We start from the raw sequence: 20,638 nt of genomic DNA on the forward strand, positions 1-20,638 counted from the left end.
CGGGGTATGGCGGGTGTTAACGGTGGGCAGGGGAAGCTGGCCAAGAACCTGGTCAAGTACGGCGTGCGGTATGGGCCGTTGGCGGTTGAGGCGTTCCGGCATGGGCGGGAGCCGGCTCAGCAGGCGATGCAGGCTGCGTTGGCGAAGCGGGCTGCGCGGAAGAAGGCGATCGAGCACGCGCTGACGGTGCGCGAGGGATCGCTGCTGAAGGTCATTCGCGACGGGCAGGCGATCTTCTTCGTGTTCTCCGGCGACGCGATCGTCACGACGTACCCGCCCGTCCCCCAGAACACCTACCCCGACCTGCTCCGCCACGCCGACCTCGACAAACGCGAACCCGCCGCCCTCCTAGCCACCCGCAAACCCAAATTCACCCCCCACCTCCCACACCTCCGCCGCCGCTAACCCACCCGCCGCCCTCAACCATCCGCGGGGCGTTGGACCGCCGGGGGCGACGTTCAGATCGACAGGAGGTGTCGGCCGGTGCGGTAGTGCACCCGAGCGCGCGCACGTTCTGTGTACGGCGTATCGCACGTGCACTACCTGTCCACCTGCACACCGAACGGTCTGCGCCCTGGGGAAGGTTGATGTGGGCGTAACAGTCCGGACCCGGTGGGGCAACAGAGGGGGTGGAAGGTAGGGACGTCGAACGAGGGAGGGCGTCCGCATGTTGTGGAAGATCAGGACTGAGCTTGCCGATCGGCCCGGTGCGTTGGCTGAGCTGGCGGTGCGGTGTGGGGCGGATGAGATCAACATCCTGAGTCTCGAGGTGTTCACGGCCGAGGGTGGGGCCGTTGACGAGCTGGTGGTTTCGACGGGCGTTGGATGGACGGCGGAGGCTTTGACCTCGCTGGCGGCTGAGGCGGGTTGCCGAGGGACGACAGTTCGCGCATGTCAGGCGGATGTGTTGAGTGATGGGCCGACGCGGTACCTGCGCGCCGTACTGCGGCTGATCGACGACCCGGTGTCGGTGGATGACGAGTTGGGCGATCTGCAAGGGTTCGACGAGTACACGCCGGCCGAGTGGGCTCGGGCCGACGTCCTGGTCGAGATCGCCGGTCGGCTGGCCGAGCGACTGCAGGAGACCGAAGGTCCGCGACCCGGCAGCGGTGAACCCGAGCTGCGTACGGCGACCGTAGACGACGCTGAGGCGGTCGTCGCGATGCATGAGCGGTGCTCGTTCGAGAGCCGCACCCGGCGTTACCACGTACCCATGCCGAAGCTGACCGCCCGCACCGCCCGCCACCTGTCCGCACCGGCGGGCGGCGTCTCGATCGTGGCGATTGTGGACGGCGCCGTCATCGGGATGGCGACCGCCGCGCCCTGGGAGGAGCTCGGGCGTACGACGATGGAAGTCGCCGTACTGGTCGAGGACGGATGGCAGGGACGTGGTCTCGGTGCACAACTGCTGCGCCGAGTGATCGGTGCGGCGCGCAACCTCGGCGCGGACCGGGCCGTCTGTGTGGTGCAACCGGAGAACGTCGCGATGCTCCGCACGATCGAAGGCCTGCGGATGCGGACCAGAGTGGTCCAGGACAGCGACAATCTGATGGTCACTGTCGCACTGTCCGACCAGAGCCTGTCGCATGCGGTGGATCGGCCGCCGGTGCAATATCGTCGGAGTCGTGCCACCCCTTCCCACTGGTCGCAACCCGCACGGGCTGCTGGTCAATCTGCCCGCGAGCACGCGCTCGCCGCTCTTTCAGCTGTTCAGCCGATTCCTGGTCGCGCTGGGTCTGCTGACGGTGATGGTGCTGATCGTGGTGGTCGACCGTGACGGCTACAAGGACAACTACGACGGCGACGTCGGCCTGATCGACGCGATCTACTACGCGACCGTCACCCTCACCACCACCGGGTACGGCGACATCACGCCGGTGACCCCGAGCGCGCGGCTCGTGAACGCGTTCATCGTCACGCCGCTGCGGATCGGGTTTCTGGTGGTGCTGGTCGGCACGACACTGGAAGTCCTGGCCAACGAGGGTCGCCGCGTCATGCGCGACACCCGATGGAGGAAGCGCATGAAGGACCACACCATCGTCATCGGCTACGGCACCAAAGGCCGGTCCGCCGTTCAGACGCTGATCAGCAACGGGGTGAAGCGCGACAGCATCGTGGTGATCGACCCGCGGGCGCAGGCGATCGGGGACGCCGGTAACGACCAGATGGCCGCGTTCCACGGCGACGCGACGAACCGGAACGTCCTGCGCCGGGCTGAGGTGATGTCGGCACGCGAGGTGATCGTGACGACCGACCGTGACGACGCGGCGGTCCTGGTCACGCTGGCCGTCCGACAGTTGAACCCGACCGCGCACATCGTGGTCGCGGTCCGCGAGGAGGACAACGTCCCGCTGCTGCGGCAGAGCGGCGCCGACGCGGTCGTCACCTCCTCCGAAGCGGTCGGCCGGCTGCTCGGCCTGTCCGCGGTCAGCCCGAACCTGGGTGAGGTGATGGAGGACCTGCTCACGTACGGCGAGGGCCTCGAGGTCGCCGAACGCCCGGTGCTCGGTCGCGAGGTCGGCAAGCCACCGTCCGCCGTCCCGGACCGGGTGGTCTCGGTCGTCCGCGACGGCAAAGTGCACCGGTACTACGACTCCAACGTCTCGGTGCTGGCCGCCGGCGACAAGCTGATCGTCGTGCGCCCGGCCAAGGAGACGCCCTGGGCGGAGCGCCCGGGCGCCGACGAAGAGGACGAGTGAGAACCGGTTCACAGCACTGTCCGTGAACACGGTTGCCGAGGGCGACGATCAGAACGCCGCGTGGTTGCGGTGGGCAAGTGATCGGATGCCGTCGGCTACCAGTCGGGCCATCAGCCCTGGATCTTAACGGTTTCTGCTCTTCCCTTGCCGAGCCGGCGGTGTCTACAGTCACGGCTGGGGGTGGACTCGGCGTACGAGTGAGGATGGTCATGAACTGGAGCAGGCCGATCGGGGTCATCGCGCTGGCCGTGATGGCACTTGTGGGTACGACGGTGACACCGGCGCAGGCGGCCGGTCCGGGGAACGAGTGGTTCGCGCCGTCCAGCCCGGCCGCGTCGGCTGCCCGTCACTAGCTGAGTACCTGACAGCCGGCCGGCTACCTGGCCGCCGGAGCCGGCTGACTACTTGACCGAGGGCTTTCGGCGACCTACTGTCGGGCTTGTAAACGATTACAAGAACGATTACAGGAGGCGGGCGTGAGCCGTCCGACGATCGCCGCGGTGGCCCAGGCGGCCGGCGTCTCGGTGGCGTCGGTGTCGCGCGTACTGAACGGTCTGCCGGCCACCGAGGAGATGGCCGAGCGGGTCCAGCGGGCCGTCGAGCAGTTGGGCTATGTGCCTGACTCCCGCGCGCGCTCCTTGAAGGTGGGGCGGACGTTCCAGCTGACCCTGGCGGTCGCGGACGTCGGCAACCCGGTCTACGTGACGATGATGCGCGCCGTCGAGGAGGTGGTGTCCGCGGCCGGGTATCGGTTGGTGGTGACCACGACCGGGGCTGACGTGGTCGACGAGGTCGCGCTGGTCCGGGGGATGGCGCGCGGGTACGCCGATGGGCTGCTGATCAGCCCGATCCGCGTCGACGAGGACCTGGTCAAGTCGATCCGCGAGTGCGGGGTCCCGGTGGTCGTCGCCGGTAACGTCCCCGCCAAAGCCGGCGTCGACACGGTCCGCGCGAATTCTCCCAAAGGCATGCTCCTCGCCGTAGACCACCTGGTCGCCAAAGGACGCACGCACATCGCCTTCCTGAACGGCCCAGCCGACACAGTCCCCGGCACAGCCCGAGCCAAAGGCTTCGCGGACGCGCTGAAGGCACATGACCTGCAACCCGCCGGTGAGACGGAGGCCGCGGACTTCACGTTCGCAGCCGGACGAGCAGTTGGGGGAGAGGTGCTGCGGTCGCAGCCAGATGCGGTGATCTGTGCGAACGATCTTCTGGCGGTGGGGCTTATGCATGAGTTGGTGGGGGCTGGGTTGCGGGTGCCGGAGGACGTGGCTGTGGTGGGGATGGACGACAGTGAGCTCGCCGAGCAGTCGTTTCCGCCGTTGACGAGTGTGAATCTGGGGTCGGCGGAACGGGGGCGGCGGGCGGCTGAGTTGCTGTTGGCAAGGATCGAGGACAACGACCGGAGGCCGCGGCGGATCGTCGTACAGCCGTCGTTGAGTGTGCGGAGGTCCACCCCATGACCGCGACCGTGACCGCGCCGGCACCGACTCCGGTGCGCAAGACCGGGAAGCCGAAGCAGAACCGGGAAGCGATCTTCCTCTTTCTGCCCGCGCTGCTGCCGGTGTTGCTGCTCAGCGTCTACCCGCTGATCCGCGGCATCGCGCTCGGCTTCACCGATGCCCGCGCCGGGCTGAACGTCGACACGAACTTCATCGGCTTCGAGAACTTCTCCAAGCTGCTGCACAACGGTCTGTTCTGGGACTCGTTCCGGATCGGCATCATCTGGACCTTGTCGGTGACGATCCTGCAGTTCGTCGCCGCGCTCGGCCTCGCGCTGCTGCTGAACACGACCATCCGGTTCCGCGGCGTCGCCCGTACCATCGCGCTGATTCCGTGGGCGATGCCGCCGGTCGTGGTTGCAATCATGTGGCGCCTCCTGCTGCACCCGACCAACGGCCCGGTCAACGAGATCCTGCAGAAGCTGCACCTGACCGACCATCCGATCAACTTCCTCGGCGACTTCAGTACGGCGCTGCCGGCCGTGATCGTGGTCGGCATCTGGGTCGGCATGCCGATGACGACGATCACCCTGCTGGCCGGCCTCCAGGGCATCGACCGGTCGCTGTACGAGGCGGCCGCGGTCGACGGCGCGAGCGCGTGGAGCCAGTTCTGGAACATCACGCTGCCGCAACTGCGCACCGTGATCGTCGCGATCACCAGCCTGGACCTGATCTGGAACTTCAACTCGTTCGGCCTGGTCTACGTGCTGACCGCCGGCGGTCCGGGCGGCAAGACCATGCTGCCGATGCTGTTCGCCTACAACGAGGCGTTCCGGTACGGGAACTTCGGGATGGCCGCGGCGATGGGTGACGTGATGGTGGTCATCATCATCGTCTTCCTCGCCTTCTACCTGCGGAACCGGCTGAGGAGCGAGGCATGAGAACACGTCCGGCCGCCCGCTTCCTGCAGTACGTCGCGGTCGTCTGCTATTTGGTGTTCCTCGGCTTCCCGCTGCTGTGGCTGATCTCGAGCTCGCTGAAGTCGCCCCGTGAGTTCGCCGGCATCACGCCGAGCCTGCTGCCCGATCACCTCGACTTCTCCAATTACAGCGACGCGATGAACGAGCAAGGCCTGATCCGGGGTCTCGGCAACAGCCTGCAGATCTCGATCGCCACCACGGTCCTCGTGCTGATCGTGTCGCTGCCGGTGGCCTACGCGCTGGCCCGGTTCCGGACCCGGCTGCGGCCGGTCACGAACGGCTGGATCCTGGTCAGCCAGGTGTTCCCGGTGATCCTGATCGTGATCCCGCTGTTCATGATCCTGCGGCCGCTGCACCTGACCAACACGATCCCGGGCGTGGTGATCGTCTACATGGTCTGGTCGCTGCCGTTCGCGTTGTGGATGCTGCAGGGGTACGTCGCCGCCGTACCGCGCGAGCTCGAGGAAGCGGCCTCGGTCGACGGGGCCTCCAGGCTGCGGACGATCGTCTCGATCGTGATGCCGCTGCTGCGGCCCGGGTTGATCGCGACCGCGATGTTCACGTTCATCTCGGCGTGGAACGAGTTCTTCTTCGCTCTGGTCCTGCTGCAGGACCCGGAGCTCAAGACACTGCCGCTGGTCCTCGCGCGCTTCGTCGGCGCCGAAGGTCAGGTCCAGTTCGGCCCGCTGGCGGCCGCCTCGGTGCTCGCCACGGTTCCCAGTTTGGTGTTCTTCGCCTTCCTCCAGCGCCGACTGACGTCGGGCTTGCTGAGCGGCGCAGTCAAGGGTTAGGAGATGCAATGAAGAAGGTCATGACCGCGTTGCTCGCGGCGGGTGCTCTGGTGGCGCTCGCGGCCTGCGGGGGCAACAGCAGTGACAACAGTTCCGGTGACTCCAACGAGAAGGTGACGCTGAAGTTCCAGAGCCTCGCCTTCCAGAAGACGACGGTCGCCGCGACCAAGAAGATCGTCGCGGACTGGAACGCCGCGAACCCGAACATCCAGGTCGAGTACGTCCAGGGCAGTTGGGACTCGGTGCACGACCAGTTGGTCACCCAGTTCCAGGGCGGGACCGCGCCGGACATCATCCACGACGAGTCCGCCGACATCACCGGCTTCGCGAACCAGGGGTTCCTGGCCGACCTGTCGCCGTACCTGAGCCAGGAGACCAAGGACGCCGTACCGCAGGCGGTCTGGGACACGGTCTCCAGCGACGGCAAGACGTTCGCCGCGCCGACGCTGCTTCAGTCGTACGTCGTGTTCGGCAACGCCGCGCTGCTCAAGCAGGCCGGGATCACCGCGACCGGTGACTCGCTCAGCTGGGACGACCTGGCGGCCGACGCGAAGAGGCTGACGGCCGGAGGCAAGTACGGTCTGGGCTGGGGCCTGAAGAGCCCGACCGCGACCGTGCTGAACCTGGGCATGAACTTCGACGCGCAGTTCTTCGAGGGCTCCGGCCGGGACGCCAAGGCGAAGATCGGCGACCCCGAACTCGAGGTGCCGAAGCGGATCAACGCGATGGCCTACACGGACAAGTCGATCGACCCGACGTCGCTGACCCAGAGCGGCTCCGACGTGCTGCCGGGCTTCTTCGCCAGCAAGTACGCGATGGTGGTGGCGGGCAACTACACCGCCCAGCAGATGGTCGAGCAGGCACCGAAGGGCTTCCAGTGGCAGGTGCTGCCGCCGCTGAAGGGCACCAGCACCAAGCAGGCCGCGAACCCGCAGACGCTGTCGGCGCCGGCCGAGGGCAAGCACATCGAGCAGTCGGCGAAGTTCATCGACTACTTCATGAAGGCTGAGAACCTGGCCGCGGTCGGTCAGGGTGACTGGCTGATCCCGACCACCCAGGCGGCCCGGGACGCGATCTTGAAGACGACCGGTGGCAAGGACGGCTGGCAGCAGACGCTGGCCAGCGGTGCCGAGCTGACCAAGGCGCCGTTCCAGAGCGTGGAGAACTACCCGAAGTGGAAGGACCAGATCGCGACGCCGGCGCTGCAGGAGTACCTGGCGAACAAGACCGACCTGGCGACGCTGGGCAAGAAACTGAGCGACGGATGGGGTCAGGTCAACCAGTGATGTCCTTGCTGGAACAGAAATCCACGGGTGCCCTCGTCGGCTCCGCGGTCGGTGACGCGATCGGTGGAGCCGTCGAGGGATGGACCCCGGAGGCGATCCGGGAGCGGCACGGCGGCTGGGTGACCGGCATCGTCGGTCCGTGGTACGACGAATGGCGGACCGCCCGGCCGATCGCGCCGTACCACAAGGGCGACGGGCACATCACCGACGACACCTTGATGACGCACGCGCTGGTCGAGGTGTACGACGAACGCCGGACGCACCTGGACGCGTACGCAATCGCCGAGTCGCTGGTGCCGAAGATGCTGACGGGGACGCGCTGGGTGCCGGAGCTGGAGGCCGATGCGTTGCTACTGCAGCGGGTCTTCCTGGCCGAGAAGTGGCTCGTCGCCCGGCTGCACTACGGCCATGTGGATCCGCGCGAGGCCGGCGTCGGCAACATCGTCAACTGCGGTGCGGCGATGTACATGGCGCCGGTCGGGATCGCCAACGCAGGCGATCCCGAGGGCGCGTACGCCGAGGCGATCGACCTCGCGGGCGCGCACCAGTCGAGCTATGGGCGGGAGGCGGCCGGCGTGTTCGCGGCCGCCGTCGCCGCGGCGATGACCCCCGGCGCGACCGCCGCGTCAGCGGTGGAGGCTGCCCTCGCACTGGCCGAGGACGGTACTCGAGGGGCCGTCGAGGCAGTGGCCGCGGCCGCGGAAGGGCTGACCGACTGGGAGCAGGCGATTCCCCTTCTGCGCAAGGCGATCGAGCCCTTCGACACGGTCGGTCCGGACTACCGCGATCAGTCGCTGGACGCCCGGCGGCCGAGCCGGACGAAGGCGATCGAGGAGTTGCCGGTGGCCCTCGGCTTCGTGCTCGTCTCCGAGGGAGACGTACGCCGGGCAGTCCTCGGCGGCACGAACTACGGCCGGGACGCGGACTCGATCGCGTCGATGGCGGGTGCGATCACGGGTGCGCTCAGCGGACTGAGCGGCGTACCGGCGGACTGGGCGGCGGACATCGCCGCGGCGAGCAAGACCGACCTCGAGCAGCCGGGCCGGGTGATGGCAGCGGTGGCGGCGGACATTCGTGCGGCCGACGCCGAGCGGTGGGCCCGGCGGTCGGCCGCGTTGGATGCCCTGGTCTGAATGTCAGTTGGCGTAGGCCTCGAGTTCGATGATCCGGGAGTACCCGTGGTCGTTGGAGTCGTGGATGACGAGTTGGACGGCGTCGACGGCCACCGGGGCGAAGGTCACGGTGAGAAAACCCTGCACGTTGTCGCGGAACTGACCAACGGTCGTCCAGGTGGTGCCGGTGCGGACCTGGACGTCGAAGTCGCGAATCCCCATCACGGCCGCCGGGTACTTGGCCGAGTCGAGGGTCTGTACGACGATGCGGCCGACCGTGGTCGGCTGGACGAAGTCGACGCCGTACGTGTCGGGGAAGACGCCCTTGGTGGCGTCGTGCCACCCACTGGCGCCCCACTGCGCGGAGTCGGTGTTGCCGTCGACTCCGCCACACAGCTTCATGTCGCCGTTCGTGGAGGACGCGACGGCCTGCTCGCCGAGCAGCAGGTTGTCGCGCGCGGGGACGGGTTTGATCGTGACGGGCACGGACAAGTGTTCGCGGCCGACACTGAGGTCAACGCTGTGCGTCGCCGGAGCCGTGCCGCGCGGCACGGTGATCTCGAGCGGAGCCTTCACCAGTTGATCGACCGGCAGGTAACTCGAGAACTGGTGCCGGGACAGTGTCAACGAGGAGTCGGCGGAGATCCGCAGGTCGGCGATGGTCGGCTTGCGGCCGGTGTTGGTCATGCCAAGGGAGAGCTTGCCGGACGGGAAGCAGGGCAGCGGGACGACCTCGACCGGCTGCGGGGTGGCGCTGATCTCGACCTGATTGTTGCTGCTGGCAACCGCGACGGCCGGGACCAGGAGGGCGAGTGGGACGGCGAGCAGAGCGGTGCGTGCGCGTTTCATGTGCGGATCCGTTCAGGCCAGGTGGGTTCCGGGACGGCCGTCCTCGACGACCAGGGTGGCGCGGGTGGACGCCGTACCGCCGGGGGTGACGACCCGGTCGACGACGCGGTACTCCGAGGTCCACTGGGAGCTGTCGAGGCGGCAACTGAGGTAGCCGCGCTGGACGCTCTGGAACTTCACGTGCGGATTCTCGGCGAGCAGCGCCTTACCGGTCGCGTCCGAGTCGACACCGTCCTTGCCGGACGAGATCGACGTGGTGACGAACTCGGTGCCGACAGCCGGTGTCGACGGGTCGGCGAAGTTCACGCGCAGGTCGGACGCGACGGCGCGGTGCAGGTCGCCGGTGAGTACGACGAAGTTCCGTACCTGGCGATCGCGGACGCCGCAGAGCACTCGGTCGCGCGAGCCGACGTACCCGTTCCAGGTGTCCATCGGCAGCTCGAGGTCGGGTCCGGTCTTGCGGTCGAGCTGGGCCATCGCGACCTGCTGGGCGACGACGTTCCAGCGGCTGCCGGAGTGGTGCAGGGTGTCGAGCAGCCAGCGTTCCTGCGCGTCGCCGGTGATCGTGCGGGCCGGGTCCTGCGAGACCTCGTCCGGCGGCAACCAGCCGCCGGTACTGGTCTGGTCGTCGCGGAACTGCCGGGTGTCGAGCACGCTGAGGTCGGCGGTGCGGCCGTAGCGCAGGTGCCGGTACAGCCGGATCGACGGGCCGTCCGGGGACTGGTCCAGGCGCAGCGGCATGTGTTCCCAGTACGCCCGGAAGCCGTTCGCCCGACGTACGACGAAGTCGTCGTGCGGCACGCCGTCCTCGGAGACGTACCCGGCCCAGTTGCCCTCGACCTCGTGGTCGTCGAGCGTGACGATCCACGGCGCGGCCGCGTGCGCGGCCTGCAGGTCGGGGTCGGTCTTGTGCAGGGCGTACCGCGCTCGGTACTCGTCCAGCGTGACGATCTCGCCGGCGAAGTCGACCGGGACCGGCTGGTTGCGAACGCCGGCCGTCGGCCCGACACCGACCTCGTAGATGTAGTCACCGAGGAACAGCACGACGTCGTGATCACGGCGTACGACGTCCTGGTACGCCGTGTAGAAGCCGTCGTAATACGCCTGGCAGGACGCGACCGCCAGCGACACCGCGGGCTGGTCGGCCGGCGCCGGCGCGGTCCGGGTGCGGCCGACCGGGCTGACCTGACCGTTCGCGCGGAAGCGGTAGAAGTAGTGCCGCCACGAGCGCAGACCACGGACGTCGACGTGCACGGTGTGGGCGTACTCCGGGCGAGCGTGGGCAGTGCCCCGACGGACGACGCGGCGGAAGTACTCGTCCTCGGCGACCTCCCACTCGACGTTCACCGTGCGGTCGTCCATCCCGCCGAACGGTTCGAGCGGGCCGGGCGCGAGGCGGGTCCAGATGACCACGGCGTCCGGCAGCGGATCACCCGAGGCGACGCCGAGAGTGAACAGCGGGCGTTTGTCGGTGCGGTGCGGTATTCCTACTGCATCAAGTCCGGGAAGGGTGCCGGTGAGGGCAAGAGCGGCGGCGGCGCCGGTCGCGGAGAGAAAGCTGCGGCGGGTGGGCATGGGACGGAGTATCTGTCCGCGGTGACGGAACGTTCCAGGCACACGTTTCGCGTGATGCAACAGGGGAAGGAAGAAGCCCGATGAGACTGACCTGGGTGCAGCCGGAGGATCTGCTGCCGCACCAACTGGTCCAATCGCGATCCGAGGGTGTCGACGTCGCCGACGTCGAGTCGCGCTGGCGCGCGGCCGGCGGTACGTCGGATGCCCCGGCGTCGGGTGCATCGGACGCACCGGCCTCTCCCGAACTGCGGACGCTCGCGCGCGAGCTGCTCGCCGAGCTGGACACACGCGCGCAGGAGTGGCACGAGCCGGTGATCCCCGAGCTGCCGTCGCTGGGACCGCCGGCCGACCTCGAGCAGCGGACGCTGAACGCCTGGCTCGGCCGAGCCGCCGGGAACCTGCTCGGCAAACCGGTGGAGAAGATCCCGCGCGAGGGCATCCGGGAGATCCTGCAGTCGTCGGGTCAGTGGCCGCTGTCGCAGTACATCACCGCGGCCGGCGTACCGGACGAGGTGCAACAGCGGTGGCCGTGGAACAAGCGGTCGAAGCCGACCAGCCTGCGCGAGGTCATCGACGGGATGCCGGAGGACGACGACCTCAACTTCGCCATCCTGGCGCTGCAACTGCTGGAGCGGCACGGCTCCGCCCTGACCACCGAGGACGTTGCGCAGGCTTGGCTGAACGACCTTCCGGCCGGTCGGGTGTTCACCGCCGAGCGTGTTGCTTACCGCAACCTTCTCGAAGGTGTGGACCCGTCCCGGGCCGCGTTGGTGGGCAATCCGTTCCGGGAGTGGATTGGTGCTCAGATCCGGACCGACGCGTACGGCTGGGTCCATCCGGGAGACCGCACCGCGGCCGCTCGGCTCGCGCTGGTCGACGCACGGTTGAGTCACACGGGCGCGGGTGTCGACGGTGCCCTCTGGGTTGCGGCGATGTCCGCCGCGGCGCTGGTGTTGGACTCGCCGAGCGAGGCGGCCGTCGCCGGGCTCGACGTGATAGCGGCGGACGGAGCGATCGCGCGAGCTGTCCGTTTCGGACTGGAGCTGACCGACCGTTCGCTCGACGACGCGCTCGACGCCCTGCATGCGGAGTACGGCGACCTGCACTGGGTGCACGCGGTGAACAACACCGCGCTGACGGCGTACGCGCTGACCGCTCCGGACTTCGCCACCGCGGTGGGCCGCTCGGTGATGGGCGGGTGGGACACCGACTCGGCCGGGGCGACGGTGGGTGCGGTGTTTGGCGCTGTGCGCGGGGTTCCGGCAGAGTGGTCCACACCACTGGACAACCGGGTGGCCACGAGCCTGCCGGGGATGAACCAGATCGCGATCGACGAGCTGGCACTGAGGACTGTGGAGGTAGCCCGGGGTGGAGCCTGATGGTGTCCCAGAAGTTGTCGTTGTAGGTAGCGCGAACGTGGATCTGGTGTTGCCGGTCCAGCGGATCCCGCGCCCCGGCGAGACAGTGCTGGCGGGAGTGATGACCCGCGGACCAGGCGGCAAGGGCGCCAACCAGGCCGTCGCGTCCGCGCGGGCAGGTGCACGGACGGCGATGGTCGCCTCGCTCGGTGACGACGACGGCGGTGCACTGATGCGCGACGCCCTCGGCAGCTCGGGCGTCGACCTGTCGCTGGTTTCGTCGACCTCCGCCCCGACCGGTACGGCGATCATCACGGTCGACGCGAGTGGTGAGAACTCGATCGTGGTCGCTCCCGGTGCGAACAGCGAGCTGTCGTTGTCCGAGGCGGCAGCCGCTGCGGTAGCGGCAGCGAAGGTCGTTCTGGCCCAGCTGGAGATTCCGTTTCCGACCGTGCAGGACGCGGCGGCGGCGAGTTCCTACTTCATTCTGAATGCGGCGCCGGCGGCAGAGTTGCCGGACGAGTTGCTCGCCGAAGTCGACCTGCTGGTGGTCAACGAGACCGAGGCCGAGGCGATCGCCGGCGCGGACCGGTCCGCGCTGCTGAAGAAGGTGCCGGCCGCGGTCGTCACGCTCGGCGCCGCCGGGGCGGTGATCCTGACGCGCGGCGACGACGAGATCGCGGTTCCCGGCCTGCCGGTCGACGTCGTCGACACCACGGCCGCGGGGGATACGTTCTGCGGAGTGCTGGCGGCAGCATTGTCTGCCGTGTCAGCTACCGACGCGATCACGTCGAGCGACCTGACGAATGCGGTCCGACGCGCTACGGTGGCAGCGTCATTGAGTGTTCAGGCCGCGGGGGCGATTCCCTCGGTGCCTCACGGGGATGCTATCGACGCGCGCTACGCGGAGGTGTACCTGTGAATCCGCTCGAGCCGCGGCCCATCGATCTGCCCGCCCGGGTGGATCTGGGGCTTCGGGCCGACCTGTCGTTCCTCGACGACGCCAAGATCCTCGGCGCCCCGGAGGACCCGGCCGACCTGCCGCGGTGGCGCGCCAAGCTGGCCGAGTGGCTGATCGGTGCCTACGACCGGACGCCGTACGACGGCTCCCACTACGAGGTCCCCGGTCGCGAGTGGACCCAGACGGCGTACTCGGTGGCGCTGGTCTGGCTCTGGGACGACCAGCTCTACGACGTCGAGACCGGGCGGTTCACGCCGGACAAGTTCGTCCAGCACGGCGTCGCCGACTTCGGTGGGTACGACGCGGTCGTGCTCTGGCACGCCTATCCGGTGATCGGGATCGACTCGCGCAACCAGTTCGACTTCTACCGGGACGCGCCCGGTCTGCGGCAGCTGATCGACGACCTGCACCGGCTCGGGCTGAAGGTGTTCTTCGACTACAACCCGTGGGACGTCGGCACCCGCCGGGCGGCCCGTTCGGACGCCGAGGAGTTCGCGGCGCTGGTCACGGAGTACGACGTCGACGGCGTCTTCCTGGACACCCTCAAGGAGGGCGATCCGGCCTTCACTCGCGCGCTGCGCAAGGCGAATCCGGCGATCGCGTTCGAGGGCGAGTCACGGTTGCCGATGGCAAGGATCGGCGACCATGCGCTGTCCTGGGCGCAGTGGTTCGCCGACACCCGGGCGCCCGGCATTCTGCGTGCGCACCTGTTCGAACGCCGGCACATGATGCACCACACCCGCCGGTGGAACCGCGACCACAGTGACGAGTTGCAGTCCGCCTGGATCAACGGCGTCGGCATGCTCGTCTGGGAGTCCGTGTTCTCCGCGTGGGTCGGCTGGAACGCGCGCGACCGCGCGACGCTGCGGCGGATGGTCGCGGCGCAGCGGGCGTTCGCGCCGGTGCTGCTGAACGGGGACTGGATCCAGTTGACCCCGGAAATCCCGGACAAGGCGCGCGAGCACGGCGTCTACGGTTCGCGGTTCGACCTGGCCGACATCACCTTCTGGACGCTGATCAACCGCGACGAGGAGGACTTCGACGGCATCGTGCTGCGCTCGGAGGACCAGGTCGGCGACTGGTACGACGTGACGTCCGGGGTGCCGATCACCTCTGACGACGACGGTGTGCACCTGGTCGTTCCCGGTCGTGGTGTCGCCGGGATCATCCGGGTGGGCGCGACTGCCGGCTCGTCCTGCCGGACGACCGCTCGCAAGCTGGGCACCATGCCGCGTCCGCATCTGAAGGACTCTGCGTTCCCGATGGCGCCGGCCCGGCGGCTTCCTGTTCCCGAGGTTTCCGGTGACGCGTCGCTCGGCCCGGCGGTCGTCGTACCGGCGGGGGAGCAGGTGCTGAAGGTGCGGCATCGGCGACGCGAGACCGGGTTGTACGACCAAGCGCCGTACGTGGAGGAGTGGAAGCCGCTGCCGCCACGTCTGCACGACATGCGGACGGGGACGCGCGAGGTTTCGTTCTCCGGTGTCTCGGTCGCGATCACCGAGGTGACCAACGCGCAGTACTCCGAGTTCCTGGCCGCGAGTGGCTACCGGCCGCTGGTCCCGAACCGCTTCCTCGCGCACTGGGTCGACGGCGCGCCCGCCCCGGGGACCGAGGACCAGCCGGTGACGTACGTCGACCTGCCGGACGCGCGGGCGTACGCCTCCTGGCGCGGTGGCCGGTTGCCGACCGAGGACGAGTGGCAGGTCGCCGCCGGGCAGGACGGGTTCACCCGCGCCGAGCCGCTGGTGTGGAACCTGACCGAGAGCGAGCACCGGGACGGCCGCAGCCGGTTCTGCATCCTCAAGGGCGGTTCGCACTACGCAGCCGAGGGCTCCGACTGGTACGCCGACGGCGGGCCGCAGGAGCCGGACGTGAGCTTCAAGCTGGTGCTGACCGGTGGTGGTCTCGATCGCTCGGAGACCATCGGTTTCAGGTGTGCGGGATGAGAACTGCGCCACTTGACGGCGTGAAGGTGCTCGAGGCGGCGACGCTGTTCGCGGGGCCGCTGGCGGCGACGTTCCTGGGTGACTTCGGGGCGAACGTCACCAAGATCGAGCACCCGGCGCGACCCGATGCCGCCCGGACGCACGGCGCGTCGAAGGACGGCGTCGGGCTGTGGTTCAAGACGCTCGGGCGGAACAAGCGGATCGCGACGCTCGATCTGTCCCGCGGTCGCGACGTCTTCGTTGACCTGGTGCGCACACAGGACGTCCTGGTCGAGAACTTCCGGCCGGGCACGCTCGAGCGCTGGGGACTCGGACCTGACGTGTTGCTGGCGGCGAACCCGCGGCTGGTGATCGCCCGGGTGACCGCGTTCGGCCAGGTCGGGCCATGGTCCAACCGGCCCGGGTTCGGGTCGCTGGCCGAGGCGATGAGCGGGTTCGCAGCCGTCACGGGTGAGCCGGACGGGCCGCCGACGCTCCCGCCGTTCGGGCTCGCGGACGGCATCACCGCGCTGGCAACGGCGTACGCCGTGATGGTCGCGCTGCGCGAGCGGGATGGGTCCGGGGCCGGCCAAGTGATCGACATGGCGATCATCGAGCCGATCCTGATGATGCTCGGTGGCGGGATCACGGCGTACCAGCAGACTGGGTACGTCCAGCCGCGACTCGGGAACCGGTCGTCGAACAACGCTCCGCGCAATGTCTACAAGACCGCGGACGGGCGCTGGGTCGCGGTGTCGACCAGCTCGCAGAGCATCGCGGAGCGGGTGGTGACGCTGGTCGGTCGCGCGGACCTTGTGGCGCAGCCGTGGTTCGCCACCGGGCGCGAACGGGCGCAGCACGCCGACGAACTGGACGACGCGGTCGGGTCGTGGATCGCCGAGCGGCCGCTGGACGAGGTGATGGCGGAGTTCGAGAAGGCCGAGGCCGCTGTCGGCCCGGTGCACGACATCCGCGGAATCATGACCGACCCGCAGTACGCCGCGCTGAACACGATCGTCGCCGTGGACGACGATGAGCTCGGCGGACCGGTGCAGATGCAGAACGTGCTGTTCCGGTTGTCCGAATCGCCGGGATCGATCCGCTGGGCCGGCCGTCCGCACGGCGCGAACACCGACGAGGTGCTCGCCGAGATCGGGGTCAGTCCGGAGCAACTCGCCGCGCTGCGCGCGGCCGGCGTGGTTTGACGCTGATGCCTGAGGGGGCTTGACGTGCTGACGGCACTGTACGTACCGGCCAACCGGCCGGATCGATTCGCGAAGGCTGTTGCCGCAGGCCCCGATCTGATCGTGTTCGACCTGGAGGACGCGGTTCCGGTCGACGACAAGGGGGACGCGCGCGGCTGGGCGGTCGCCTGGATCGCAGCGAACGCGGCTGGTTCGGTGGAGGTCCGGGTCAACGCGCCCGGGACGCAATGGATCGAGGACGACCTGGCCGCGGTGGCCGCGTTGCCGGTGATCCGGATCCGGGTGCCGAAGGTGGAGAGTGCGGGCGACGTCCACTCGATCCTGGAACAGGTGCCGACGGCAAGGATCACCGCGCTGATCGAGTCGCCGCTGGGTCTGGAACGCGCGTATGAGATCGCGTCCGCGGATCCGCGGGTGGTGGCGATCGCGCTCGGCGAGGCTGATCTGTCGAGTGCGCTGGGTGTGGACGGATCGGCCGGATTGGCGTGGGCGCGCGGGCGGTTGGTGTCGGCGTCGCGGGCGGCCGGGCTGGGCGCTCCGATGATGTCGGTGTATCCGCGGGTCAACGACCTCGACGGCTTGCGGCAGACCAGTCTGGAGGGCCGTGCGCTTGGATTCGTCGGACGTACGGCGATCCATCCGCGGCAGCTGGCCACGATCGTCGAGTGCTTCACGCCGACCGCCGTACAGATCGCCGAAGCGGAGGCTCTGCTGGCCGCAGTCGACAAGGCCGGGGTCTCCGAGGGCGGAGTCATTGTCCTTCCGGACGGCCGGATGGTCGATCCGGCCATGGTGGGGCGCGCCCAGGAGATCAGCACCCTGATGCGGGAGATCGAGTCCAGGTCAAGTTAGTCTCGACATATGCTGCCGCGCAGTGTTGATGCCGTGGTGATCGGCTCGGGGCCGAACGGCCTGGTGAGCGCGATCGCCCTTGCCGACGCGGGCTGGGACGTCCTGGTGCTGGAGGCCGCCGAGAGCTTCGGGGGTGCGGTCCGGTCGACCGAGGACGACGGCTGGACCAGTGATCGTTTCAGTTCGAACTATCCGTTGGGCGTGGCGTCACCGGTCATGCGCGCACTGGAGTTGGAGAAGTTCGGCCTGAGGTGGGCGCATGCGCCGCTTCCGCTGGTGCATCTGCTCGATGCCGAGGACGGTACGTCGGTCGCGATCCACCCGGATCCCGAGGACACCGCGAAGTCGATCGGCTCCGACCACCCCGGCGACGGCGAGGCCTGGCTGCGGCTCTACCAGCAGTACGTCGCGATCCGCGAGCCGCTGCTGAAGTCACTGCTCACCTCCTGGCCGCCGGTCGTGCCTGGTATCAAGCTGGCGCGCAAGCTCGGGTCCGCGGGGGAGTTGCTGCGGTTCGCGCGGTTCATGGCGATGCCGATGCACCGGATGGGCAAGGAACTGTTCGCCGGCCCGCGCGGAGCGGCGTTGCTGGCGGGCAACGCGCTGCACGCGGACTCGCCGCTGTCCGGCAGCGTCAGCGGCACGATGGGCTGGCTGCTCGCGATGCTGGCGCAGGATGTCGGCTATCCGGTGGCCACTGGTGGATCGAGCGCGTTCTCGGGTGCTCTGGTCCGTCGAGCCGAGCGCGCGGGCGCCTTGCTGATCTCGGGTACGCCGGTGTCCGCGATCGGCGTGTCGTCCGGGCGAGTGACCGGCGTACGGACAGCGTCCGGGGAGACGGTCGCGGTGAGCCGGGCGGTGATCGCGGACACGTCTGCTCCGGTGCTCTACAACAACTTGTTGCCTGGCACAACGATTCCGGCCGGGTTGCGGCGGGATCTGGACGAGCGGTACGAGTGGGACTATCCGACGGTGAAGCTGAACTTCCGGCTGAGCGGGCCGATCCCGTGGAAGTCGGCCGAGGCACGGTCCGCCGGGGTCGTTCACCTCGGAGGTATGGCGGACGAGCTCGTGCATCTGTCCGCCGACCTCGACACCGGCCGGCTGCCGTCGCAACCGTTCCTGCTGATCGGGCAGTCCACGAAGTCGGATCCGTCCCGGTCGCCGGACGGGACCGAGGCGGTCTGGGCGTACTCGCATCTGCCGCGCGGGATCGCGGACGACGAGTCCGCCGGCAAGTTGGCCGGCCGGATGGAACGCGCGATCGAACGCTTCGCACCGGGCTTCGGTGAGCTGATCATCTCGCGCGATCTGCAACGGCCAAGTGCCCTCGAGTCCGGCAACGCGGCCCTCGGCCTCGGTGCTCTCGGCGGTGGGACCATGCAGCTGCATCAGCAGCTCGTGTTCCGTCCGACCATCGGTCTGGGCAGTCCGCGCACGTTCATCGCCGGCCTCTACCTGGGCAGCTCCGCCATCCATCCCGGCGGCGGAGTCCACGGCGCCTGCGGCCACCTCGCCGCGCGCACCGCCCTCCGCGATGCCTCGATCATCGGGCCTCTCACCCGGACTCTTCCGACCGCAACCCTCCGCCACCTCCAGCGTTGACCCGCACTCGCCCGCCGCTGCGCCCCGTCCAGCGTCAGCCCCCGCAGCAGCCGACACCTGGCATTTCAACGGATAACCCCTGACGTTGCTAGTTGTCATGCCGGAATCCGATCGGACAACCGGCAAGTTCAGGGGTTATCCGTTGAAATGCCAGGTGGGCGTGGAGTCGGCGGGGAGTGGGCGTGTGGGAGCCGGATGCGCCGGGGGTGCGGTGGGGTGTGTGCTGAGGCGGCGGGTGCGGCCCGGCCGGAGGTGCCGGTGGAGGCTGCAGGTGGCGCGGAGGGCGGGGTGGTTAGGGTCGGGGGATGCGACTGGACGAGGCGGAGTGCCGTGCGCGGGTGGCGGCGGCGCGGGTGGGACGGTTGGCCACGGTCGGCGGTGACCGGCGGCCGCACGTCGTACCGGTGACCTATGCGGTGCGCGGGGACGAGTTGTTCATCGGGATCGATCAGAAGCCGAAGACGACGACCGACCTGAAGCGGTTGCGCAACATCGCGGAGAACGCACGGGTGGCTGTCTTGGTCGATCAGTACGACGAGGACTGGACGCACCTGTGGTGGGTTCGGGTCGACGGCGTCGCGCGGGTGGTGGAGGCTCGGTCGGCGGCGCTGGAGTTGCTGGTGGCGAAGTATCCGCAGTACGAGGCGGATCCGCCGCGCGGACCCGTGATCGGGATCAGGGTCGACCAATGGTCCGGGTGGTCGTACGCCTGACGCGTAGGGTGCTGGCAGGGAGGTGCGGATGACGCAAGTGGAGGGGTTGCTGCGCGAGCTCGCGCCGCAGGTGCTGGGGTTCCTGGCCCGGCGGCACGGGCAGTTCGATCTGTGTGAGGACGCCGTCCAGGAGGCGTTGCTCGCGGCCGCGACGCAGTGGCCGGCGGACGGCGTACCGGCGAACCCGCGCGGTTGGCTGATCACGGTCGCGACGCGGCGGCTGACCGACCAGTTCCGCAGCGAGGCTGCGCGTCGCCGCCGTGAGGACAGCGTCGCGTCGATGGCCGGTCCGGAGGAGTTGGTTGCCCCCGGCGCCGATGTCGACTCGGCACCGGACCAGGACGACACGCTCACGCTGCTGTTCCTGTGCTGCCATCCGGCCGTCACGCCGGCGTCGCAGGTCGCGCTCACGCTGCGTGCGGTCGGCGGTCTGACCACGGGCGAGATCGCCCGGGCGTTCATGGTGCCCGAGGCAACGATGGCGCCGCGGATCAGCCGGGCGAAGAAGAGCATCAAGGCGGCCGGCAGCCGGTTCGAGATGCCGCCGGAGGAGGAGCGCGCGGACCGGATGCGGGTCGTCCTGCAGGTGCTGTACCTGATTTTCAACGAGGGTTACACCGCCAGTTCCGGCGCGGAACTGCAGCGGCTCGACCTGACCTCCGAAGCGATCCGGCTGACCCGGATGCTGCGGACGGCCCTGCCCGACGACGGTGAGGCCGCGGGCCTGCTGGCGTTGATGTTGCTGACGGACTCTCGCCGTACGGCGCGGACGACCGCCGATGGTGGCCTGATCCCGATCGACGAGCAGGACCGCACGCTGTGGGATCGCGAGCAGATCGAGGAAGGCACCACGCTGATCCTGGCCACACTGGCCCAGAGCGCGGTCGGTCCGTATCAGGTGCAGGCCGCGATCGCCGCGGTGCACTCCGAGGCGCCGAGCGCTGACAAGACCGACTGGAACCAGATTCTCTCGCTCTACGTGCTGCTGGAGCGGCTCACGCCGAATCCGATGGTGACGCTCAATCGAGCCGTCGCACTCGCGCAGGTGGAGGGTCCGCGGGCCGGCCTCGACCTGCTCGCCACGCTCGACGGCAACAAGAACATCACCGAGACCCACCGCCTGGACGCCGTACGGGCGCATCTGTATGAGCGGGCGGGGGAGCCGGCGAAGGCGCACGAGCATTACCTCGCCGCGGCCCGGCGTACCACCAGCCTGCCGGAACAGCGCTACCTCCAGGCGAAGGCGGCGGCGGTCTCCGTGTGACCGCGGTCACGTGACCCGGGT

At 68.9% G+C, this 20,638-nt stretch carries 19 protein-coding genes; 17 read left to right on the forward strand and 2 right to left on the reverse strand.

All coding sequences use genetic code 11. The features are described from left to right. Window positions 1–6: 6 nt before the first annotated feature. The 9 genes from E0H75_RS35520 to E0H75_RS35555 all read left to right on the forward strand — a co-directional run bounded on the left by E0H75_RS35520 (window position 7) and on the right by E0H75_RS35555 (window position 8,331). A complete protein-coding gene (locus E0H75_RS35520; RefSeq protein WP_238163472.1) occupies window positions 7–405 on the forward strand; it encodes a hypothetical protein in 399 nt (132 codons plus the stop codon). Between the two features lie 262 nt (window positions 406–667). Continuing rightward, window positions 668–1,777 (forward strand): GNAT family N-acetyltransferase, encoded by a 1,110-nt coding sequence (locus tag E0H75_RS35525; RefSeq protein ID WP_131518098.1) that lies wholly within the window; start codon window positions 668–670, stop codon window positions 1,775–1,777. Beyond that, window positions 1,749–2,699, forward strand: coding sequence for a potassium channel family protein (locus E0H75_RS35530; RefSeq protein WP_131518099.1), 951 nt, complete (start codon window positions 1,749–1,751; stop codon window positions 2,697–2,699). Before E0H75_RS35525 ends, E0H75_RS35530 begins: the two co-directional genes overlap by 29 nt. A 209-nt stretch (window positions 2,700–2,908) precedes the next feature. Continuing rightward, the gene (locus E0H75_RS43310) at window positions 2,909–3,052 is read left to right on the forward strand and encodes a hypothetical protein (RefSeq protein ID WP_165554254.1); all 144 of its coding nucleotides are present in this window, start codon (window positions 2,909–2,911) and stop codon (window positions 3,050–3,052) included. A gap of 123 nt (window positions 3,053–3,175) precedes the next feature. Further along, window positions 3,176–4,162, forward strand: a complete 987-nt coding sequence (locus E0H75_RS35535) for a LacI family DNA-binding transcriptional regulator (RefSeq protein ID WP_131518100.1) — start codon at window positions 3,176–3,178, stop codon at window positions 4,160–4,162. Beyond that, window positions 4,159–5,082: a carbohydrate ABC transporter permease gene (locus E0H75_RS35540; RefSeq protein WP_131518101.1), complete on the forward strand. Its 924-nt coding sequence runs from the start codon at window positions 4,159–4,161 to the stop codon at window positions 5,080–5,082. The genes E0H75_RS35535 and E0H75_RS35540 overlap by 4 nt, the downstream gene beginning before the upstream one ends. Continuing rightward, entirely contained in the window at window positions 5,079–5,912 is an 834-nt protein-coding gene (locus E0H75_RS35545; protein WP_131518102.1) for a carbohydrate ABC transporter permease, read from the forward strand. Before E0H75_RS35540 ends, E0H75_RS35545 begins: the two co-directional genes overlap by 4 nt. Before the next feature lie 8 nt (window positions 5,913–5,920). Then, on the forward strand, window positions 5,921–7,198 hold the full coding sequence (locus E0H75_RS35550; RefSeq protein ID WP_131518103.1) for an extracellular solute-binding protein: 1,278 nt from the start codon (window positions 5,921–5,923) through the stop codon (window positions 7,196–7,198). After that, a complete protein-coding gene (locus tag E0H75_RS35555; protein WP_131518104.1) occupies window positions 7,198–8,331 on the forward strand; it encodes an ADP-ribosylglycohydrolase family protein in 1,134 nt (377 codons plus the stop codon). The genes E0H75_RS35550 and E0H75_RS35555 overlap by 1 nt, the downstream gene beginning before the upstream one ends. A gap of 3 nt (window positions 8,332–8,334) precedes the next feature. Here the strand turns inward: E0H75_RS35555 and E0H75_RS35560 are convergent, their stop codons facing one another. Continuing rightward, complete coding sequence (locus tag E0H75_RS35560; protein WP_131518105.1) at window positions 8,335–9,159, reverse strand: galactose-binding domain-containing protein; 825 nt, start codon at window positions 9,157–9,159, stop codon at window positions 8,335–8,337. A gap of 12 nt (window positions 9,160–9,171) precedes the next feature. After that, a complete protein-coding gene (locus tag E0H75_RS35565) occupies window positions 9,172–10,734 on the reverse strand; it encodes an alkaline phosphatase D family protein (protein ID WP_131518106.1) in 1,563 nt (520 codons plus the stop codon). 80 nt (window positions 10,735–10,814) lie between these two features. On the opposite strand from E0H75_RS35565, the gene E0H75_RS35570 reads away from it, so the two are divergent. The 8 genes from E0H75_RS35570 (at window position 10,815) to E0H75_RS35605 (ending at window position 20,617) form a co-directional block, all read left to right on the forward strand. Further along, window positions 10,815–12,113: an ADP-ribosylglycohydrolase family protein gene (locus E0H75_RS35570; RefSeq protein ID WP_131518107.1), complete on the forward strand. Its 1,299-nt coding sequence runs from the start codon at window positions 10,815–10,817 to the stop codon at window positions 12,111–12,113. After that, complete coding sequence (locus E0H75_RS35575) at window positions 12,103–13,014, forward strand: ribokinase (protein ID WP_131518108.1); 912 nt, start codon at window positions 12,103–12,105, stop codon at window positions 13,012–13,014. Before E0H75_RS35570 ends, E0H75_RS35575 begins: the two co-directional genes overlap by 11 nt. Continuing rightward, window positions 13,011–14,999 (forward strand): SUMF1/EgtB/PvdO family nonheme iron enzyme, encoded by a 1,989-nt coding sequence (locus tag E0H75_RS35580; RefSeq protein WP_131518109.1) that lies wholly within the window; start codon window positions 13,011–13,013, stop codon window positions 14,997–14,999. Before E0H75_RS35575 ends, E0H75_RS35580 begins: the two co-directional genes overlap by 4 nt. Then, window positions 14,996–16,183: a CaiB/BaiF CoA transferase family protein gene (locus E0H75_RS35585; RefSeq protein WP_131518110.1), complete on the forward strand. Its 1,188-nt coding sequence runs from the start codon at window positions 14,996–14,998 to the stop codon at window positions 16,181–16,183. Before E0H75_RS35580 ends, E0H75_RS35585 begins: the two co-directional genes overlap by 4 nt. Window positions 16,184–16,207: 24 nt before the next feature. Beyond that, the gene (locus E0H75_RS35590; RefSeq protein ID WP_131518111.1) at window positions 16,208–17,035 is read left to right on the forward strand and encodes an HpcH/HpaI aldolase/citrate lyase family protein; all 828 of its coding nucleotides are present in this window, start codon (window positions 16,208–16,210) and stop codon (window positions 17,033–17,035) included. A gap of 9 nt (window positions 17,036–17,044) precedes the next feature. After that, a complete protein-coding gene (locus tag E0H75_RS35595) occupies window positions 17,045–18,640 on the forward strand; it encodes a phytoene desaturase family protein (protein ID WP_131518112.1) in 1,596 nt (531 codons plus the stop codon). A gap of 305 nt (window positions 18,641–18,945) precedes the next feature. Further along, the gene (locus tag E0H75_RS35600; protein ID WP_131518113.1) at window positions 18,946–19,353 is read left to right on the forward strand and encodes a TIGR03668 family PPOX class F420-dependent oxidoreductase; all 408 of its coding nucleotides are present in this window, start codon (window positions 18,946–18,948) and stop codon (window positions 19,351–19,353) included. Window positions 19,354–19,381: 28 nt separating this feature from the next. Next, a complete protein-coding gene (locus E0H75_RS35605; RefSeq protein WP_131518114.1) occupies window positions 19,382–20,617 on the forward strand; it encodes an RNA polymerase sigma factor in 1,236 nt (411 codons plus the stop codon). The last annotated feature ends 21 nt before the right edge of the window (window positions 20,618–20,638 follow it).

The sequence above is a fragment of the Kribbella capetownensis genome, from assembly GCF_004331485.1.
Classification (GTDB): domain Bacteria; phylum Actinomycetota; class Actinomycetes; order Propionibacteriales; family Kribbellaceae; genus Kribbella; species Kribbella capetownensis.

Bases quoted from the DNA above. Each gene is read 5' to 3' on its own strand.
- E0H75_RS35520 (WP_238163472.1), top strand. From the start codon at position 7: ATGGCGGGTGTTAACGGTGGGCAGGGGAAGCTGGCCAAGAACCTGGTC.
- E0H75_RS35525 (WP_131518098.1), top strand. From the start codon at position 668: ATGTTGTGGAAGATCAGGACTGAGCTTGCCGATCGGCCCGGTGCGTTG.
- E0H75_RS35530 (WP_131518099.1), top strand. From the start codon at position 1,749: ATGGTGCTGATCGTGGTGGTCGACCGTGACGGCTACAAGGACAACTAC.
- E0H75_RS43310 (WP_165554254.1), top strand. From the start codon at position 2,909: ATGAACTGGAGCAGGCCGATCGGGGTCATCGCGCTGGCCGTGATGGCA.
- E0H75_RS35540 (WP_131518101.1), top strand. From the start codon at position 4,159: ATGACCGCGACCGTGACCGCGCCGGCACCGACTCCGGTGCGCAAGACC.
- E0H75_RS35545 (WP_131518102.1), top strand. From the start codon at position 5,079: ATGAGAACACGTCCGGCCGCCCGCTTCCTGCAGTACGTCGCGGTCGTC.
- E0H75_RS35550 (WP_131518103.1), top strand. From the start codon at position 5,921: ATGAAGAAGGTCATGACCGCGTTGCTCGCGGCGGGTGCTCTGGTGGCG.
- E0H75_RS35555 (WP_131518104.1), top strand. From the start codon at position 7,198: ATGTCCTTGCTGGAACAGAAATCCACGGGTGCCCTCGTCGGCTCCGCG.
- E0H75_RS35560 (WP_131518105.1), bottom strand. From the start codon at position 9,159: ATGAAACGCGCACGCACCGCTCTGCTCGCCGTCCCACTCGCCCTCCTG.
- E0H75_RS35565 (WP_131518106.1), bottom strand. From the start codon at position 10,734: ATGCCCACCCGCCGCAGCTTTCTCTCCGCGACCGGCGCCGCCGCCGCT.
- E0H75_RS35570 (WP_131518107.1), top strand. From the start codon at position 10,815: ATGAGACTGACCTGGGTGCAGCCGGAGGATCTGCTGCCGCACCAACTG.
- E0H75_RS35585 (WP_131518110.1), top strand. From the start codon at position 14,996: ATGAGAACTGCGCCACTTGACGGCGTGAAGGTGCTCGAGGCGGCGACG.
- E0H75_RS35595 (WP_131518112.1), top strand. From the start codon at position 17,045: ATGCTGCCGCGCAGTGTTGATGCCGTGGTGATCGGCTCGGGGCCGAAC.
- E0H75_RS35600 (WP_131518113.1), top strand. From the start codon at position 18,946: ATGCGACTGGACGAGGCGGAGTGCCGTGCGCGGGTGGCGGCGGCGCGG.
- E0H75_RS35605 (WP_131518114.1), top strand. From the start codon at position 19,382: ATGACGCAAGTGGAGGGGTTGCTGCGCGAGCTCGCGCCGCAGGTGCTG.